Below are 17,089 nucleotides of genomic sequence, written 5' to 3'. Positions count from 1 at the left end.
GGCACCGATCCTCCCACCCGCCTCCGACGGTGGAGGGCGCGGCCCGACCGACGGCGTCCGGCCGCCGGTACTCGTCCTGAATCAGGGTGCTCGTCCGAAAAAGGGGGATGACCGATCGACTTCAACACCGTAGGCTTTAGCTATTAATTACACGTGTTGAGTCGTCGCGCGGAGCCCGCTCCGGAGCACGGAGATCCGGAGAGCCTCTTGCCCAGCCCCTACCGCGCGATCTTCGCGGCGCCCGGAACGACCTCGTTCTCCGTCGCCGGTCTCCTCGGCCGCATGCCCCTGTCCATGATGGGCATCGGCGTCGTCACCATGATTTCGCAGGTCACCGGAAGGTACGGCCTCGCCGGCGCGCTTTCGGCGATGCTCGCGATGTCCGCCGCGGTCCTCGGTCCCCTGGTGTCGCGCCTGGTCGACCGCCACGGGCAGCGCAAGGTGCTCCGCCCGGTGACGCTGATCTCGCTCGCCGGTGCCGCCGGACTCCTCGTCTGCGTGCAGCAGAAGAGCCCGGACTGGACGCTCTTCGTCTTCACGGCCGTCATCGGCGTCGTGCCGAGCATCGGGGCGATGACCCGGTCCCGGTGGGCGGAGATCTACCGGGGCGACGAGCGGCGCCTGCACACCGCGTACTCGTGGGAGTCGATCGTCGACGAGGTGTGCTTCATCTTCGGCCCGATCATCTCCATCGGTCTCTCGACGACCTGGTTCCCCGAGGCCGGCCCGCTGTTCGCCGGGGTGTTCCTGGCCATCGGCGTCTTCTGGCTGACCTCGCAGCGCGCGACGGAGCCCGTGCCGCACCCGCGGGAGATCGGCGAGAAGAGCGTGTCCGCGCTCCGCTCCCCCGGCCTCCAGGTCCTGGCTCTCGCCTTCGTCGCGACCGGAGCCATCTTCGGCTCGGTGGACGTGGTGACCGTGGCCTTCGCCGAGGAGCAGGGGCACAAGGCGGCCGCGAGCCTCGTCCTGGCCGTCTACGCGCTGGGCTCCTGCCTCGCCGGCGCCGTCTTCGGGCTCCTGCACCTCAAGGGCGAGCCGTCCCGGCGCTGGCTCCTGGGCGTCTGCGCGATGGCCGTGAGTATGATCCCCCTCCTACTGGCCGGGAACTTGCCGTTGCTGGCCGTGGCGCTCTTTGTCGCGGGCCTGTCCATCGCACCGACGATGGTGACCACGATGGCCCTCGTCGAAGCGCACGTACCGCGCACCAAGCTGACCGAGGGCATGACCTGGACGGGTACCGGGCTCGCGGTCGGCGTGGCGCTCGGCTCCTCGGCCGCCGGCTGGGTGGTCGACGCGTCCGGGGCCGAGGCGGGGTACGTGGTGCCCGTCGTCTCGGGTGCGCTCGCGGTCGCGGTGGGTCTCCTCGGACACCGCCGGCTGCGCAAGCCGGCACCGGACCGGGAGGGGAAGCGTGAGCGGGACGACAACAGCGGGCTCGGGGAGCACCAGGACGGCGAGCAGCCCGTGGCGTAACTGGGCGGGGAACGTCACCTCCCGTCCGGTACGGGAGGTGAGCCCGGCCTCGGCCGAGGAGCTCGCCGAGGTGGTGCGCAAGGCCGCCGCGGACGGGCTGCGGGTGAAGACGGTCGGTACGGGCCACTCCTTCACCTCGATCGCGGCCACCGACGGCGTGCTGATCCGGCCGGGGCTGCTGACCGGGATCCGGCGGCTCGACCGCGAGGCGATGACCGTCACGGTCGAGTCGGGCACTCCGCTCAAGCGGCTCAACGTGGCGCTGGCCCGGGAGGGCCTGTCGCTCACGAACATGGGCGACATCATGGAGCAGACCGTCGCCGGGGCCACCTCCACGGGCACGCACGGCACGGGCCGCGACTCCGCCTCGATAGCGGCGCAGATCCGTGAGCTGGAGCTGGTCACGGCGGACGGGCAGCTGCTGACGTGCTCGGAGAAGGAGAATCCGGAGGTCTTCGCGGCCGCCCGGATCGGGCTCGGCGCCCTCGGTGTGGTCACGGCGATCACCTTCGCGGTGGAGCCGGTCTTCCTGCTCACCGCGCGCGAGGAGCCGATGACCTTCGACCGGGTCGCCTCGGAGTTCGACGCGCTGCACGCGGAGAACGAGCACTTCGAGTTCTACTGGTTCCCCCACACGGACAACTGCAACACCAAGCGCAACAACCGCAGCGCGGGCCCCGCCGCCCCTCCCGGGAAGGTGAGCGGCTGGATCGAGGACGAGCTCCTCTCCAACGGGCTGTTCCAGGTGGCCTGCTCGCTGGGCCGCGCGGTCCCGCCGGTCATCCCCTCGATCGCCAAGGTCTCCAGCCGGGCCCTGTCGGCCCGTACGTACACCGACATCCCGTACAAGGTCTTCACCTCGCCGCGCCGCGTGCGCTTCCTGGAGATGGAGTACGCGCTGCCGCGTGAGACCGCGGTCGCCGCACTGCGCGAGGTCAAGGAGATGGTCGAGCGCTCGCCGCTCAAGGTGAGCTTCCCGGTGGAGGTGCGCACCGCCCCCGCAGACGACATCGTCCTGTCCACGGCCTCCGGGCGGGAGACCGCCTACATCGCCGTGCACCTCTACAAGGGAACGCCCCACCGCGCGTACTTCACCGCGGTGGAGCGCATCATGACGGCGCACGGGGGGCGCCCCCACTGGGGCAAGGTCCACACCCGTGACGCCGCCTACTTCTCCGAGGTCTACCCGCGCTTCGCCGAGTTCACGGCGCTGCGCGACCGGCTGGACCCGGACCGGCTCTTCGCCAACGACTACCTGCGCCGGGTCCTGGGCGACTGACGGTCACCCGGCGGCGCCCGTGGCCGGGGCCGACGGGGTCCCCGGATCGGCGGCGCCGGTGGTCGGGGCCTCGGTCGGCGCGGTCGGCGGCGCCGGATCCGTAGGCTCCGTCGGCGTCGTGGGCTCGGCCGGCTCCGTCGGTTCCGCCGGGTCGGTCGGGTCGGTCGTGGGGCCGGTCGGCGTCGGAGCGGGCGTCGATCCGCCGTCGGTGGAGCCCTCGGACGTCGACTCCGGGTCGGGCGTCGCGGTGCCGGTCCCGCCGGTGCCCGGGTCGCCCGGGTCCGTTGTGGCGCCCGTCGCGGGGGTGCCGTCGCCGTCCTCCCGCTGTCCGGTGTCGCCGGCGGATCCTGACGGCGTCGGCGCGGGGGTCTCGCCCCGGTCCGGCGCGTCCTGCCCGGAGCTCCCGCGGACGACGGAGCCGAAGGTGGTGGTCCCCTGGGTGCCGCTGAAGTCCTGCCCGGAGACCAGCTCGTAGGCCGTGATGCCGCCCATGGTGACGCCGAAGACCAGGGCCGCGGCGATCGCCGGGCGCTTCCAGCCGCGGACGCGGGTGCCGTGCGTGGTCGCCGCGCCGAACTCCTCGTCGGTCTGCTCGCCGCCCGGGACGGCGTACGCCCCGGGGCGCGCGATCGTGCCGAGCATCATCGTCCGCCGGTCCTCGTCCCCCGCCGGACGCGCGGCCGGGAAGGGCACCTGGCGGCCCTTGGGCTTGGCGGCGGCCGTCGCGTCGCGCACCTGCTCGCCGGTGCGCTTGAAGAGGTGCTGGAAGAGCGGACCGCCGCAGGTGGCGATGATGCTGATCATGCCGGCGCCGACGATCGTGCCGTACACGCCGAGGGTGGAGGCGAGCTTGGCGGCGATGACCGCGGCCAGGGCACTGCCCGAGACCTGGGCCACGCTCAGGTCGATCCTTCTTCTGCCGCGTTCGCTCTCCCCCGAGGTGCTCGCCCCCTGTCCCACCTCCGTCTTCTCCGGATTCTCCGGCTCGTCCGTGTCGGTCTCCGGCCTGTGGCGCATCTCCAACCCCTGATGACTCATCCGTTCGCCTTGCACTCAGAAGGGACAAATGGGCGGAGGTAATAGTTCCGCTTCCGCTGGTTCTGTGAAGAGGGACACGTAAGAGGGAAGATCGCGGAGACTCAACTCCCGTACCGCCCGAGAAGTTGACCGGCGCGCCGGTCCACCCAAGTGGCCCGAATGGAGTACATTGGCGAACCCTGGGTCCGGACGCCTTCACGGGTGCCCGGGATCGGGGAGGGGGCCGAACGTGGCACTCGAACCGGCGGCGTCGCGCACCGCACGGAGACCCGCTGCACAGCGTGACCGTCAGTCACTCTGAGTGGCGAACAGGTAACCGTGCCATAACGACGCCCCAGGGTCCATGCCCGACACGCCGGGCAACTCGGCAAGGTAGTGGCAGGCTGCACCCGGGCAGGCCACACTCGACTAGCGGAAGCAGCGACGCACGTGACGTCGGCAGGCACCACCCGGGAGGTCCCCATGCCCGAACTGCGTGTCGTGGCCGTCTCCAACGACGGCACACGACTGGTGCTGAAGGCTGCTGACAGCACGGAGTACACACTTCCGATCGACGAGCGCCTTCGCGCCGCCGTGCGCAACGACCGCGCGCGTCTCGGTCAGATCGAGATCGAGGTGGAGAGCCACCTCCGCCCCCGTGACATCCAGGCGCGGATACGTGCCGGTGCCTCCGCCGAGGAGGTCGCCCAGATGGCCGGCATCCCCGTCGACCGCGTACGCCGCTTCGAGGGCCCCGTCCTCGCGGAGCGCGCCTTCATGGCGGAGCGGGCCCGCAAGACCCCGGTCCGCAGGCCCGGCGAGAACAGCGGCCCGCAGCTCGGCGAAGCGGTGCAGGAGCGGCTGCTCCTGCGCGGCGCCGACAAGGACACCGTGCAGTGGGACTCGTGGCGGCGTGACGACGGCACCTGGGAGGTGCTGCTCGTCTACCGCGTCGCGGGCGAGGTCCACACGGCCAGCTGGACGTACGACCCGCCCAGGCGGCTCGTCCAGGCCGTGGACGACGAGGCGCGGGCGCTGATCGGCGAGACGGACGACACGATCGCCGCCGCGCCGGAGCCGAGCTTCCCCTTCGTGCCGCGCATCGCCCGGCTGCCCCGGGACAGGCCCCTGGACCGGGCGCTCGACCGCCAGATGGACCGGCTGGACAGGACGCCCGCCCCGGCGCCCGAGCCGGAGGAGGAGCGGGACACGCTGACGAGCCTCCTGGAGGCCGTCCCGAGCTTCCGCGGCGACATGGTCGTGCCCGAGCCTCCGGACACGGAGCCCTCGGAGGAGTCGGAGGCGGAGGAGCCGCCGGCCCCGGCCGCCTCGGCGGGCGCGGGTTCCGCGTACGCCGACGTCCTGATGCCGCGCGCCGTCTCGGGTCACCGCGACCGCCTCACCGGCACCACCGACCGCCAGGCCGAGGCCGACGGCGTCCGCCCCGGCCGCCGCGCCGCGGTGCCCAGCTGGGACGAGATCGTCTTCGGCACCCGGCGCAAGAAGCAGGAGTGACCGGCCTACGCGCCGGTACGTGAAGGGCCCGCGCCGGGCAGATCGCCGGCGCGGGCCTTTCGCGTGCGCCTTTCGCCTGGGGCGCGGCTCGGTGTCACTGCTTACTGCGGGTCCGGTCCGGTGGCCACCGGGCGGGCGGGGTCCCCCGACCACTCCGACCAGGAGCCGGCGTACAGCGCCGCGGGGATGCCCGCGATCTCCAGGGCCAGGACCTCATGGGCGCCGGAGACGCCGGAGCCGCAGTAGACCGCGACCGGATTGCCCCCGGTCGCACCCAGGGTGGTGAAACGGTCCCGCAGGGCGTCGGCACCCAGGAACCGGCCGGCCGCGTCGACGTTCTCCGTCGTCGGGGCCGAGACCGCGCCCGGGATGTGCCCGCCGACCCGGTCGATCGGCTCCACGTCACCCCGGTAGCGCTCCGCCGCCCGGGCGTCCAGGAGCAGCCCGGCGCGGGCCAGCTCCGCCGCCCCGTCGGCGTCGAGCAGTCCGAGCGCGCCCGGCGCCGGCCGGAAGTCGCCCGGCTCCGGCTCGGGGATCTCCTCGGAGAGCTCCTCCGTCCAGGCCGCGAGGCCGCCGTCCAGGACCCGCACGTCCGGGTGACCCGCCCAGCGGAGCAGCCACCAGGCGCGGGCCGCACCCCAGCCGAGACCGCCGTCGTAGACGACGACGGGCCCTCCCGCCGAGACACCCGCTCGGCGCATCGCGGCCCCGAAGGCCGCCACGTCGGGCAGCGGGTGCCGCCCGCCGCTCCCGGGCGGTCCGGCGAGTTCCGTGTCCAGGTCGACGTAGACCGCGCCGGGGAGGTGACCGGCCTCGTACGCGGGCCGGCCGGGCGGGCCGGCGAGCGTCCAGCGGACGTCCAGGAGGACCGGCGGCCGCGCCCCGGCCGACTCGCTCAGAAGTTCGCTTGCGGAGATGATGGGCTTCATGGGTGCCATCCTCGCGCAGCCGGCATGGCCGCGGAGGGACATCCCGACGTCGTCGCGCGCCAACGCGCCCCCCGATTGGCGGTGCGGCCGGGACGCGCCGCCCGCCCGTCGGTGCGACCATCGGCCCTAGGGCACGGCCACGACGATGGTCCGAGGAGAGAGTGACGATGACCGAGGCGACTCGGCGCACCCCCGGCACACCCTGCTGGGTGAGCCTGATGGTGCACGGGCTTGACGGGACACAGGAGTTCTACAACGCGCTCTTCGGCTGGGAGTTCGTGCCCGGCCCGCAGCACCTCGGCCCTTACGTCCGGGCACTGCTCGACGGCAAGGAGGTGGCGGGCATCGGCCAGCTGCCGCCCGACCGGCATCTGCCCATCGCCTGGACCACGTATCTGGCTACCGACGACGCCGACGAGACCGCCGAGACGATCCGCTGCTGCGGTGGCACCGTCGCGGTCGGCCCGCTGGACGCGGGCGAGGCCGGCCGCCTGGCGATCTGCTCCGACCCGGTCGGCGCGGTCTTCGGCGTCTGGCAGGCGGAGGCGCACCACGGCACGGCGACCGCGGGGCCGCCGGGGACCCCTGTGTGGAACGAGCTCCTCACGTACGAGACGTCCTCGGTCGCCAAGTTCTACCGGTCGATCTTCGGCTACGAGGTGGAGCCGGTCGTCTCCGCCGACTTCGACTTCGCCACGCTGCACCTGGACGGACGCCCGGTGGCGTCCCTGCACGGCGTGGGGAACGCGCTGCCCAGGGACCGGGGCGCGCACTGGATGACGTACTTCGAGGTCGAGGACACGGACGGCGCCGCCCGGCTCGTCGCCGAGCTCGGCGGGCATGTGCTGAGGCCGCCGAGGAACGGCACGGCGGGGCGGCAGGCCCTGGTGACGGACCCGGAGGGCGCGGTGTTCACGCTCGTCAGGTCCGTCGACCACGGGGCTTGATCGGACAGGTCAGGCCTTGCGGGACCGGGCGAGGCCGCGGCGGAACCGGGACGTGCCGGTGGCGGCGACGGCCGGCTCGGGGACGGCGGCCTCCGCCGCGCCCGGCAGGCCGAGCTGCGTCAGCCGCAGCGCCGTGAAGTGGTGCGCGACGCCCGGCTCCGCGTGGTGCTCGGCCAGGAAGCGGGTGGCCTCCTCGCGGAGCCCCGGGTGGCTCTTGTGCCGCATGCAGTAGCCGACGGCCCGTACCAGGGGTGCGAGTGAGTCCGGGGCCACTCCGGGGACCGCGGGCTCCTCGCCCTCTTCCAGGTCCGCGACCAGGTGGTCGACGACGGTGAGCGGGATCCGGTTGCTGTTCTCGAAGGGGGTGAGCCGTTCGAGGACCTCGACCGTGCCCACGCGGGCGATCGGGATGCCGTAGTAGACGGCGGCGGTGAGCATCGCCGTGGAGAAGCAGCCGACGACGAGCCGCGGCCGGCACCGCTCGTAGAAGGTCTCGGCGAGCAGCGGCCCGTCGAGGACCGTCAGCCGTACGCCGAGCTCCGCCGCCTCCTCGTCGAGGGCCTGGGAGTAGCGGACGGGTGCCGTCGGGTGCGGCTTGAAGACCACCGAGGTGTGTCCGGCCGCGGCCGCTCCGCGCAGCATCCGGACGTGCAGCTCCTCTTCCTCCTCGGCGGTGAGGAGGTTGAGGGCGGCGAGGTACTGGCCGAGCAGGAGGGCCGTCGGCTCGGCGGCGACGGCCCGTGCGATCGGAGAGCCTCCGTCCGCGTCCGCCCGCTCGTCGGCCGCCTCGTCGGCGCGGGAGGCTTCGGCGATCTCGGCGAGCACCGCGCGGAAGGCGCTGTCGGGGACGAGCTCGGGCTCGACCCCGTACTCGCTCAGGAGCAGGGGCCGCAGCCCCGGCACCAGGTCGAGGTGGAGGACGCGGCGGATGCGGATGGCGATCGACTGGGCGAGGTCGGAGCGCGTCGGGCCGTAGCTCATGAGGCCGTCCGCGTAGACGTCGACCGAGCTCTCGGGGAAGGCGGCGGCGAGGGCCTTGGCGGGGTTGACCTGGATGGATTCGACGATCAGCTCGACCCGTGCGGTGCCGAGGTCCCAGGCGCTCCGCAGTACGCGCTGCCAGAGCGGGGACTCCTCGGGCCGGGGTGCCCAGGCGGCGGGGTGGTACGGGTGGATCGTCTCGTTCCAGTCGAGCGTGCCGTCGAAGCGGGCGGCGATCCGCTCGTAGCCGGTCATCGTCTCCAGGCGCAGCGCGGTCTCCGGGATCTCGGCGTTGTGCGAGATCAGCAGGAGCCGGCGGGCGTCCTCGCGGGGGCCGAACTGTCCGGCGTCCAGCGCGGCCGCGAGGGTGGCCGCGCCGTAGAGGGTGGACACCTGGAAGATCTGCACCAGGCGGGGGTCGGCGGCCATGGCGGAGTGCGTGTCGGGAGCCATGGGTCAGGCGGTCCTTCCGGTTTCGCGCAGGCTCCGGAGGAGGGTGCTGCGAGGGGTGTCCATGGTGGTGAGGGTCTCGTCGAGGACCTGCTGCGGCATGCGGCGCAGGGCGTCGCCGACGTCGGTGCGCAGCTGCGCTGCGACCTCGGGTTCGTACTTCCCGACCTTGCCCATGTGGAAGGCGATCATCGCGCAGTAGGTGCGGACGGCCTTCGGCAGGAAGCGGTCCGCCTCGGCGTCCCGGGAGACGTCGTCGAGCAGGAGATCGTACGAGGTGATGAAGTCCAGCTGCCGGTTGTCGGTGATCTGGGTGAGCGAGGTGGTGACGCCCCGGCGGTAGAAGACACCGTGCAGGGAAAGCGCCGCGAACGTCCGGGCCTTGAGGTGGAGGCGCCAGACCCAGAGACGGTCCTCGGCTGTTTTCAGCGAGGTCTCGAAACGCGAGGCGCCGTTCTCGAAGAGCTTTCCGCTGTAAATGCCGAAGGGGACGAAGGGATAGTCGACCATTGTCACCATGCTGGCGGGCGAGATGCCGTCCCTGGGGTCCATCACCGCGTCGCGGATCTTGGCGGGAGCGTACTTGATCTGTCGCTTGCGGCCTTCCGCGAGGACGTGGTCGGTACGGGCGAAATCGCAGTCCAGGCGGGAGATTCCGGCCACGGCGGCGCTCAGGTGGCCGGGCGCGTACCAGTCGTCGCCGTCCAGGAAGGTGAGGTAGTCGCCCTTCGCCGCGTCGATTCCGGTGTTACGCGCCTGGGCGACGCCGAGATTCGTCTCGTGCCGGATGACGGTGGCGTTCGGCAGGCGGTCGCGCCAGCGGTCGAGGATTTCCGGGGTGTCGTCCGTCGAGCAGTCGTCGATCAGCAGGAACTCGAATTCCGGGTTCGCGTTGTTCGCGAGACTGCGCAGGGTGTCGGGCGCATAGGGCCCGACATTGTGGAACGGGACGACGACGGACAGCTTTGGCACTCGGAATCCCCACACTGAATCGAACAATTAAACGCCGGTACGGCGGGCACAGTAGCCGTCCACATTTCCGCCCGAACGATCCACGGGTGCACTCCGGGTGAACTCTTGTCTTCCCTGAGGGAAACCCGTCAGGTGCGGGTGCGGTGGGCCCTGCGCCGCGACCGGCGGTGCAGGAGCGCCGTCGCGGCCAGGGCGAGGAGCGCGGCCGCTCCGACGGCGCCGCCGAGACGGAGACCCGGTGGCCGGAAGGAGCAGCCGACCGTGGTCGCCCGACCGTCGAGAGGGACGGCGACGAGGCCCTGGTACGCGCGGGCGGGTGCGGCCTTCGCGTCGCCCGCCGCGCAGCGCCAGCCGGAGACGCGCGGTACGGCGAGCACGGCGACGCCCGTGCTGCCCGGGGGCAGTTCGGCCGTGAGGCTGTGGCCGCCGGCGCTCACGTGGGTGGCGCCGGTGGCGGTGAGCTGTCGTACGGCGGAGTCGAGCCGTGTCCGGACGAGGCAGCCGACGGGTTGTGCGGGCAGCCGGATCCCGGCCTCGGGCAGCAGGTCGATCCGCACCTCACCGGAGGCGGGCACGGTCCCGAGGGCCCGCATGGGGGCGCGTACGGCGGGCGGCTTGCCCTCGAACTCGACGGCGCCCTCCCCCGCCAGGGTCGCCGAGCCCTTGTACTCGGGGGCCCAGAACCAGACGTCGGAGCCCGCCGGGCAGCGGGCGGTGACGGTGCGTCCGGTGCGGCGCGCGTCCCGCGGCAGCGCGTACACCGAGGAGCCGAGGAGGAGTTCCTGCCGGACGAAGGCGGAGTCTTCCGGGCGCGGGGCACGTGCCGCGCGCGGACGGACGGTCACCAGGGGCGGTACGGGGGTCGTGCTGACGGTGACCGTGGCCCGGGGCAGGGCGTCCTGGCGTACCGGCTCCGTGGGCTCCGAACGGATCCGGGCACCGATGGAGAACAGGGCGTCGGTCACGGGGTTGTCGAGGGTGACCGGGTGCCGGCCCTTGGCGTAGGAGCCGAAGCCCAGCGCGGAGAGCGTGGAGGACGTCACCTCGGCGGTGAGGCTGCTGTAGACCTCGGCGCCCTGGCCGCCGACGATCAGGACGTCGTTGCCGCCGGGCACCTCGCCGGGGTCCGTACGGTAGCGGGGCCAGGCGTCGGCGCTGGCCGCCTCGCGGGCGGCGGCGGTGTGCCAGGGGCCGATCCGGGGCGACCAGGCGACCTCGCTCCGCTGCTGCTCCTCGATCCGCTTGCCGGTGACGACCGTCTCGCCCGCCTGGGCGCCGACGAAGAGGACCAGGGCGAGGGCCGGCAGGAGACGGGCGGGCAGGGCGCGGACGGTGTTCCTTCGGTCGCCCTGCCGGGCCAGGAGGGCCGCCGCGAGTGCCACGGCCGCGGCGGCGAGGAAGGCGGGGAAGGTCCATGCGTCGATGTCGACGCTCCCCCGGGCCGCCAAGGCCAGGGCGGCGAGCAGCGCGCCGCCCGCGAGGAGCGCGCTCGGCCGGGGCACGCCCTGGGCGACCGAGAACCAGGCGGCGATGAGCAACAGCCCGCACAGGACGAAGGTCTGACGGTACGGAGCGCCGTTGGGCGAGGCCCCCGCGTGCCAGAGCAGATGGGTGGGCTCCCACTGGAGGGAGAGCGTCACCAGGACGACCGCCGCCGTCCAGCCGGCCCGGACGCGCGGGGCCACGGCCCCGTTGAACGGCAGCGTCAGGGCGAGCGCGAGGGCGGGCGTACCGATGAAGAGGGCGGGGCTCGCGACGCCTGCCGTGCCGGGCAGGAACCGGGCGAGGACGTCCGTCCAGGGGACGGGCGCGAAGGTGGTCACGGGGGTCGGGTCGGCGACCTTGGTGGCGAGGAAGACGATCACGACGAGCGGCGCGGCGAGCCCGATGCCGATGAGAACGCCGCGGGCGGCGCGGAGCGCTCCGGCGATCCGATGCCGGGCGATCCGCTGCCGGGTGGTCGCGCTCTCCTCGGCGGTGAGGAGCCGGACCGCGAGGAAGACGGCCGCGCCGAGGGTGGCCATGTAGGCGGTGTAGAAGTTGGCGATCCAGGCCAGGGCGACGACGACGGGACCGAGGACGGGCCGGCGGCCGGTGCGGGCCCACTCGCCGACCAGGCAGAGCAGCGGGAAGGCGACGAGCCCGTCGAGCCACATCGGGACGGTGGCGCCGAGGTTGAGGGTCCAGCCGGAGAGCGCGTACGCGGCGCCCAGCGCGGCGGCGACCGGCCAGGGACCGGGGCGCAGCCGCAGGAGCAGCAGCGCCGCCGCGGCTCCCGCGGCGCTGATCTTGACGGCCGTGACGACGTAGAGGGCGAGCTCGATCCGGTCCGCCGGGAAGAGGACGACGAGCAGGTCGAAGGGGCTGCTCAGGTAGGTGCCGATGTCGCCGAGGAAGGGGGAGCCGAAGCCGGAGTTCCAGTTGAGGAAGGCATCGCCGTGCGTGTCGCCGAGGAGGAAGGCGCGCCAGTAGGCGTGATACGGCAGGTACTGCTGGCCGAGATCGACGACGTTCCTGGTCACGGGCCCGAAGGGGTACGTGCGGGACAGCGCGGTCGCGAGGCAGAACAGCGCGGCGGAGAACAGGGAGGCGACGAGCGGGGCGGCGGCGGCCGGGGGGAGCGGGCCCCGCGGACGGAGAACCGACCCGAGAGCGGACCGGAGACCCGATCGGCGCCGGGCCCCACCGCCCCCCTCCTCGCCGTCGACCTCGTCGAGCACGGTCTCGGCGGCGGGGGGCACACGTCCTCCAGGGGGCGCACGGAGCGGGAACGCCCGGAGGTGGAGTCGTCACGGGCCGACCGCCATTACCGCCGAGGCGGGCGACCCGTAACCGATCATCAGGCGGTGTTCCGGTACACCCCGGGTGAACACCCGGTGCCGTGCGGGTGGGTGGCTCAGCCGTTCGAGGCCACGAGCTCGTCGACCGTGCGGGCGACGGTGCCGAACAGGTCGGAGACCGTCGTCAGGCTCGCGACCTGGAGCGCGTCCGACGCGACGACCGCGCCCGTGCCGTCCGGCGCCGCCAGGGGGCGGGTCGCGGTGGCCTCGGCGACCACGCTCGGGCGGTAGCCGAGGTTGAAGGCGCCCTGCGCGGTGAAGAGGACGCACATGTGCGTCATGAACCCGGCGATGACGAGGTCGCCGCCGGCGCCGCCGCCGAGGCCCTTGAGGATCTCCTCCAGATCCGTGCCGTGGAAGGCGTTCGGGACCTGCTTGACGACGACCTTCTCGCCCGCGATCGGGGCGACTTCGGCACTGATCGAGCCGATCTCGGCCCGGATGTCGTACGGAGTGCCCTCGCCGCCGTCGTTCACGACGTGCACGACGGGCGCGCCGGCGGCACGGGCCGCCGCGAGCAGGCGCGCGCCGGCTGCCACGGCCTCCTCGGCCCCGTCGAGGCGCATGACGCCGGTGCGGTAGGTGTTCTGGAAGTCGATCATGATCAGGGTGGACTCGCCCAGGCGCGGGAGCTCCTGGGGCAGGCCGATCACATCGCGCAGGGTGGTGGACGCGGTCATGGTGTTCCTTTCGACGCGTGATTCGATGCGTTACGGGACGAGGGGCGGCTCGGTACGGGACGAGGGGCGCCGAGCGCCTAGGAGAGGTCCTTCTTGGCGCCGTCGGGCGCGAGGTCGACGAGCTTCCCGTCGATGCCCTGCTCCTGGAAGGCCTTGACCAGGGACGTCAGGTCCTCGGAGTAGATGTTCCAGCTGTCGGTGTGGACCGGGACGACCTTGCGGGGGTCGAGGTCCTTCGCCACCAAGGCCGCGTTCTTCGAGGTGAGGGTCAGCGGCGCGTTGTCGAGGATCGCGGGGGTGCGGGCGGCGCCGGCGAAGAGGACGGCCGTGTCGATGGGGCCGATCTCCTTCTTGACGCGGTCCCCGACCTGCTTCGCGACCTTGACCGAGGCGTTGTCGCCGGAGACGTAGGTGGTGGGGACGCCCTTGCCGCTGAGGACGAAGCCGGTGACCTCGCCGTCCGCCCCGCGGTCCACTCCGTCCGGCCCGTGCAGGGCGGGCACCGCGGTGACCGTGACGGTGCCGCCGGAGGTCTTCAGCTCGTGGGTGGCCCAGGCCTTCATGACCGTGACGTGGTCGCCGAGGCGCTGCCGCGCGCCGGGCGTGGAGAGGACGACGGGCACGGTCTTGAGCAGCTCGCGGCCCTTGTCGTCGAGGTTGTCGTCGTGCTGGTCGTGCGAGAGCAGGACGGCGTCGATCTCGCCGATCGCGTCGGCGCCGACCGCCGGGGCCTGGACCTTCTCCAGGCCGCTTTTGTACGTCTTCGGCGCGTCGAAGGTCGGGTCGAGCAGGATCCGCAGGCCGGCGATCTCCAGGATCGTGGTCGGCCCGCCGACGTGCGTGGCGGTGAACGCGGCCTTGTCGCCCTCGGTCGTGGCCGACGCCTTCGCGCCGTCGGCGGTGTCCTTGCCACCGCAGGCGGCGAGGAGGGCCACGCCCGCGGTGGCTGCGACGGCGCCGGTGGCGACACGGAGGACGGTCGAACGGTTCATCGGGGATTACCAGCTCTCTCGTTGCGAACGGGAGTCGTCTCGGAGGACGTCTCGGAGGACGCCTCGGAGGACGTCTCGGAGGCGGCCACCCTCCGGGGGCGTTCATCACGCTAACACATCACGTAATCATCGATTACACCGTCCTGTTAGCGCTGTTATTATGGGAGCCATGTCGACGGCACGAGAGCGCATCCTGGAAGCCACCGAGGAACTGCTCGCCACCAAGGACGCCCTGGCGATCTCGACCCGGGCCATCTGCGACCGGGCGAAGGTCGGCATGCCCGAGATCTATCGCCAGTTCGGCGACAAGCAGGGGCTGCTCACCGCGGTCGCCGACATCGGCTTCGAGCGTTTCCTCGCTGCCAAGAGGCGCAATCCGCTCACCGACGATCCCGTGGCGGACCTGCGGACGACCTGGGACAGTCACGTCGCGTTCGCGCTCCGCAACCCGCACCTGTACCGCTTGATGTTCACGCCGACGGGCGACGCCAAGCCGCAGGCGATCAAGGAGGCGCAGGCCATCCTCCTGGCGGCCGTGGAGCGCTGCCGGGGCGCCGGGCGGCTGCGCATGACCCCGGAACTGGCCGGGCAGTCGATCCTCTCCGCCAACGTGGGCGTGTGCATGATGGCGCTGTCGTTCCCCGAGCTGTTCGCGGGCGACGAGATCTCCGGGGCGGTGCGCGACGCCGTGATCGGCAAGGCCACCGGGGACGAGCGCGAGGACTCCCGGATCGGTACGGCGACGGTCCTCGCCCAGGCGTTGGTCGGCACCCTCACGGGCACGTCACCCGTCGGCGGCGCCGCCCTCGATCACCTGACCCGCTCGCTCCGCCCGCCTGCCGCGCCCCCGGAGGCGTAACGCTTCGAGGCGGCCGGGCCCTCAGGGGCGCGACCGCGAGTGGAACGTGCGGCGGTACGCGTCCGGGGGCACGCCGACCGTGCGGTGGAAGTGCCGGCGCAGCGTCGTGGCGGTGCCCATGCCGGTCGCCGTCGCGATGGCGTCGACACTGTCGTCGGTGGCTTCCAGCAACTCCTGGGCGCGGCGGATGCGTTGCGTCAGCAGCCACTGGAGCGGGGTGGTGCCGGTCGCCGCCCTGAAGTGACGGCCCAGGTGGCGCGAGCTCATCCGCGCCTGACGGGCCAGGTCCTCCACGGTCAGCGGCCGGTCGAGGCGTTCGACGATCCAGGGGAGCAGGCCGGTGAGCGGGTGGTCGTCCTGGGCGGGCACCGGGGCGGTGACGAACTGGGCCTGGCCACCGGCCCGGTGCGGGGGCACGACCAGGCGGCGGGCGACCGTGTTGGCGATCGCCGGACCGTGGTCGAGGCGGACCAGATGCAGGCACAGGTCCATCGCGGCGGCCTTGCCGGCGGAGGTGAGCACGCTGCCGTTGTCCACGTAGAGCACGTCCGGATCGACCTCGACCCCGGGGTAGCGGTCGGCCAGGACCGTGGTGTGCGCCCAATGGGTGGTCGCGCGCCGCCCGTCGAGGAGCCCCGCGGCGGCCAGGACGAACGCGCCCGTACACAGGGAGACCACCCGTGCGCCCGCCTCGTGGGCCGCGCGCACGGCGTCGACCAGCTCGGCGGGCGGGTCCACGTCGACGTCGGCCCAGCCGGGGACGATCACCGTGTCGGCGTACGGGAGCCGGTCGAGCCCGTGGTCGGGCTCCAGGTGGAACCTGCCGACCCGCACGGCGCCGGGCCCGTGGACGGTGAACTCGTACCAGGGGTCGACCAGATGGGTCAGGTCGGCACCGAAGACCTCGGACGCCACGGAGAGTTCGAAGTGCAGCATTCCGTCGGTGACGGCCAACGCGACTGTCTTCATGTCCGAAATTGTACGCACCATGTCGTTCCAGACACTCACACCGGTCGATCACCACCCCGCAAGATGTTCACAGTTGAACAAGTTGAGCCAGTCGAACAACTCAGAGCGGCAGGAGAAGTCGATGACTGCAGGTCAGGCGGTAGCGGTGTTCGGTGCTTACGGGCACACCGGGCGGTTCGTGGTGGCGGAGCTGCTGAACCGGGGGCTGGTGCCGGTCCTCACCGGGCGCGACGCGGACAAGCTGGAGGAACTCGGCGCGTCCCACCCGGGGCTCGCCGTCCGGCCGGCCACGGTCGACGACGCGGCCTCGCTGGACCGCGCCCTGGCCGGCGTGGCCGCCGTGATCAACGTCGCCGGGCCCTTCGCCTCGACGGCGGCCCCGGTGATCGAGGCGGCGCTGCGCGCCGGGATCCCGTACGTGGACGTGGCCGCCGAGCTCGAGGCCAACGCCGACACCTTCGAGCGGTTCGCGGACCGTGCCGCCGACGCCGGCACGGTCGTGATCCCGGCGATGGCGTTCTTCGGCGGCCTCGGCGACCTGCTGGTCACCGCGGCGATGGGCGACTGGACCTCGGCCGACGAGGCGCATGTCGCGTACGCGCTGAGCAGCTGGCACCCCACCGCCGGAACCCGCAGCGCGGGCGCCGTCTCCCGGGAGCGCAGGGAGGGCCGGCGCGTGGTGTTCAGCGAGGGCCGGATGCAGTACCGCGACGACGCTCCGCCGACGACGAAGTGGGCCTTCCCCGACCCGACCGGCGTCCGCTCCGTCATCGCGGAGTTCACGATGGCCGACGTCGTCACCGTCCCGAGCCACCTGGCCATCCCCGAGGTCCGCACCTACATGACGGTGGAGGCGGCCAAGGACGTGGTGGCTCCGGAGACGCCGGCGCCGGCCGCGGTCGACGCGAGCGGCCGCTCGGACCAGACCTTCGTCGTCGACGTCGTCGTGCGCTCCGGCGACGAGGAACGGCGCGCCACGGCGAGCGGCCGGGACATCTACGCCTTCAGCGCGCCGCTCGCGGTGGAAGCGGTCCACCGTGTCCTCACGGGGCAGGTCAGGACGGTCGGTGTCGCCTCCGCCGGCGCGATCTTCGACGCACCGGACTTCCTCCGCGCGCTGTCCGAGCGGACGTCGCTGTCCGTGGAACCGCGTGGGTGACGCGCTCTGCGAGGTACCGGACGCGCT

General features: G+C 72.7%; 14 protein-coding genes. 6 read left to right on the top strand and 8 right to left on the bottom strand.

Going from position 1 to position 17,089, the window contains the following annotated elements:
- The first annotated feature begins 207 nt into the window (after nt 1–207).
- Both ACIBG6_RS26900 and ACIBG6_RS26895 read left to right on the top strand, forming a co-directional pair.
- Nucleotides 208–1,473: an MFS transporter gene (locus ACIBG6_RS26900; RefSeq protein ID WP_399225174.1), complete on the top strand. Its 1,266-nt coding sequence runs from the start codon at nt 208–210 to the stop codon at nt 1,471–1,473.
- Nucleotides 1,412–2,752, top strand: coding sequence for a D-arabinono-1,4-lactone oxidase (locus ACIBG6_RS26895; protein ID WP_399225173.1), 1,341 nt, complete (start codon nt 1,412–1,414; stop codon nt 2,750–2,752). Before ACIBG6_RS26900 ends, ACIBG6_RS26895 begins: the two co-directional genes overlap by 62 nt.
- A 3-nt stretch (nt 2,753–2,755) precedes the next feature.
- Here ACIBG6_RS26895 and ACIBG6_RS26890 read toward each other — a convergent pair whose 3' ends face one another.
- A complete protein-coding gene (locus ACIBG6_RS26890; RefSeq protein ID WP_399225172.1) occupies nt 2,756–3,769 on the bottom strand; it encodes a hypothetical protein in 1,014 nt (337 codons plus the stop codon).
- A 450-nt stretch (nt 3,770–4,219) separates the two neighbouring features.
- On the opposite strand from ACIBG6_RS26890, the gene sepH reads away from it, so the two are divergent.
- Nucleotides 4,220–5,284 carry a septation protein SepH gene (gene sepH / locus ACIBG6_RS26885; protein ID WP_399225171.1) on the top strand — a complete coding sequence of 355 codons (1,065 nt, stop codon included), beginning with the start codon at nt 4,220–4,222 and terminating at the stop codon, nt 5,282–5,284.
- 101 nt (nt 5,285–5,385) lie between these two features.
- Here sepH and ACIBG6_RS26880 read toward each other — a convergent pair whose 3' ends face one another.
- Entirely contained in the window at nt 5,386–6,213 is an 828-nt protein-coding gene (locus ACIBG6_RS26880; protein WP_399225170.1) for a sulfurtransferase, read from the bottom strand.
- Nucleotides 6,214–6,380: 167 nt separating this feature from the next.
- Between ACIBG6_RS26880 and ACIBG6_RS26875 the strand changes: the two genes are divergently transcribed.
- On the top strand, nt 6,381–7,160 hold the full coding sequence (locus ACIBG6_RS26875) for a VOC family protein (RefSeq protein WP_399225169.1): 780 nt from the start codon (nt 6,381–6,383) through the stop codon (nt 7,158–7,160).
- A 9-nt stretch (nt 7,161–7,169) separates the two neighbouring features.
- Here ACIBG6_RS26875 and ACIBG6_RS26870 read toward each other — a convergent pair whose 3' ends face one another.
- From ACIBG6_RS26870 to ACIBG6_RS26850, 5 genes are all read right to left on the bottom strand, one after another.
- Nucleotides 7,170–8,594 carry a polysialyltransferase family glycosyltransferase gene (locus ACIBG6_RS26870; RefSeq protein WP_399225168.1) on the bottom strand — a complete coding sequence of 475 codons (1,425 nt, stop codon included), beginning with the start codon at nt 8,592–8,594 and terminating at the stop codon, nt 7,170–7,172.
- Nucleotides 8,595–8,597: 3 nt separating this feature from the next.
- Entirely contained in the window at nt 8,598–9,563 is a 966-nt protein-coding gene (locus tag ACIBG6_RS26865) for a glycosyltransferase family 2 protein (protein ID WP_399225167.1), read from the bottom strand.
- Between the two features lie 128 nt (nt 9,564–9,691).
- Nucleotides 9,692–12,304: a YfhO family protein gene (locus ACIBG6_RS26860; RefSeq protein ID WP_399225166.1), complete on the bottom strand. Its 2,613-nt coding sequence runs from the start codon at nt 12,302–12,304 to the stop codon at nt 9,692–9,694.
- A 155-nt stretch (nt 12,305–12,459) separates the two neighbouring features.
- Nucleotides 12,460–13,083 carry an isochorismatase family protein gene (locus tag ACIBG6_RS26855; RefSeq protein ID WP_399225165.1) on the bottom strand — a complete coding sequence of 208 codons (624 nt, stop codon included), beginning with the start codon at nt 13,081–13,083 and terminating at the stop codon, nt 12,460–12,462.
- Between the two features lie 77 nt (nt 13,084–13,160).
- Nucleotides 13,161–14,075 carry an MBL fold metallo-hydrolase gene (locus ACIBG6_RS26850; protein ID WP_399225164.1) on the bottom strand — a complete coding sequence of 305 codons (915 nt, stop codon included), beginning with the start codon at nt 14,073–14,075 and terminating at the stop codon, nt 13,161–13,163.
- A gap of 169 nt (nt 14,076–14,244) precedes the next feature.
- Here ACIBG6_RS26850 and ACIBG6_RS26845 point away from each other — a divergent pair, with 169 nt between their 5' ends.
- A complete protein-coding gene (locus ACIBG6_RS26845) occupies nt 14,245–14,934 on the top strand; it encodes a TetR/AcrR family transcriptional regulator (RefSeq protein ID WP_399225163.1) in 690 nt (229 codons plus the stop codon).
- 21 nt (nt 14,935–14,955) lie between these two features.
- Here the strand turns inward: ACIBG6_RS26845 and ACIBG6_RS26840 are convergent, their stop codons facing one another.
- Nucleotides 14,956–15,903, bottom strand: coding sequence for a helix-turn-helix domain-containing protein (locus ACIBG6_RS26840; RefSeq protein ID WP_399225162.1), 948 nt, complete (start codon nt 15,901–15,903; stop codon nt 14,956–14,958).
- A 121-nt stretch (nt 15,904–16,024) separates the two neighbouring features.
- Between ACIBG6_RS26840 and ACIBG6_RS26835 the strand changes: the two genes are divergently transcribed.
- Nucleotides 16,025–17,062 carry a saccharopine dehydrogenase family protein gene (locus tag ACIBG6_RS26835; protein WP_399225160.1) on the top strand — a complete coding sequence of 346 codons (1,038 nt, stop codon included), beginning with the start codon at nt 16,025–16,027 and terminating at the stop codon, nt 17,060–17,062.
- Nucleotides 17,063–17,089: the final 27 nt, after the last annotated feature.

This window comes from Streptomyces sp. NPDC050842 (genome assembly GCF_044456565.1).
Lineage (GTDB): Bacteria > Actinomycetota > Actinomycetes > Streptomycetales > Streptomycetaceae > Streptomyces.
The sequence above is the reverse complement of the archived record's forward strand: the minus strand, read 5'-3'. Positions and strand labels throughout refer to the sequence as shown.

Coding starts and splice junctions, on each gene's coding strand:
- ACIBG6_RS26890 (WP_399225172.1), bottom strand. CDS start 3,769: ATGCGCCACAGGCCGGAGACCGACACGGACGAGCCGGAGAATCCGGAG.
- ACIBG6_RS26840 (WP_399225162.1), bottom strand. CDS start 15,903: ATGAAGACAGTCGCGTTGGCCGTCACCGACGGAATGCTGCACTTCGAA.
- ACIBG6_RS26850 (WP_399225164.1), bottom strand. CDS start 14,075: ATGAACCGTTCGACCGTCCTCCGTGTCGCCACCGGCGCCGTCGCAGCC.
- ACIBG6_RS26875 (WP_399225169.1), top strand. CDS start 6,381: ATGACCGAGGCGACTCGGCGCACCCCCGGCACACCCTGCTGGGTGAGC.
- ACIBG6_RS26870 (WP_399225168.1), bottom strand. CDS start 8,594: ATGGCTCCCGACACGCACTCCGCCATGGCCGCCGACCCCCGCCTGGTG.
- ACIBG6_RS26845 (WP_399225163.1), top strand. CDS start 14,245: ATGTCGACGGCACGAGAGCGCATCCTGGAAGCCACCGAGGAACTGCTC.
- ACIBG6_RS26880 (WP_399225170.1), bottom strand. CDS start 6,213: ATGAAGCCCATCATCTCCGCAAGCGAACTTCTGAGCGAGTCGGCCGGG.
- ACIBG6_RS26855 (WP_399225165.1), bottom strand. CDS start 13,083: ATGACCGCGTCCACCACCCTGCGCGATGTGATCGGCCTGCCCCAGGAG.
- ACIBG6_RS26835 (WP_399225160.1), top strand. CDS start 16,025: ATGACTGCAGGTCAGGCGGTAGCGGTGTTCGGTGCTTACGGGCACACC.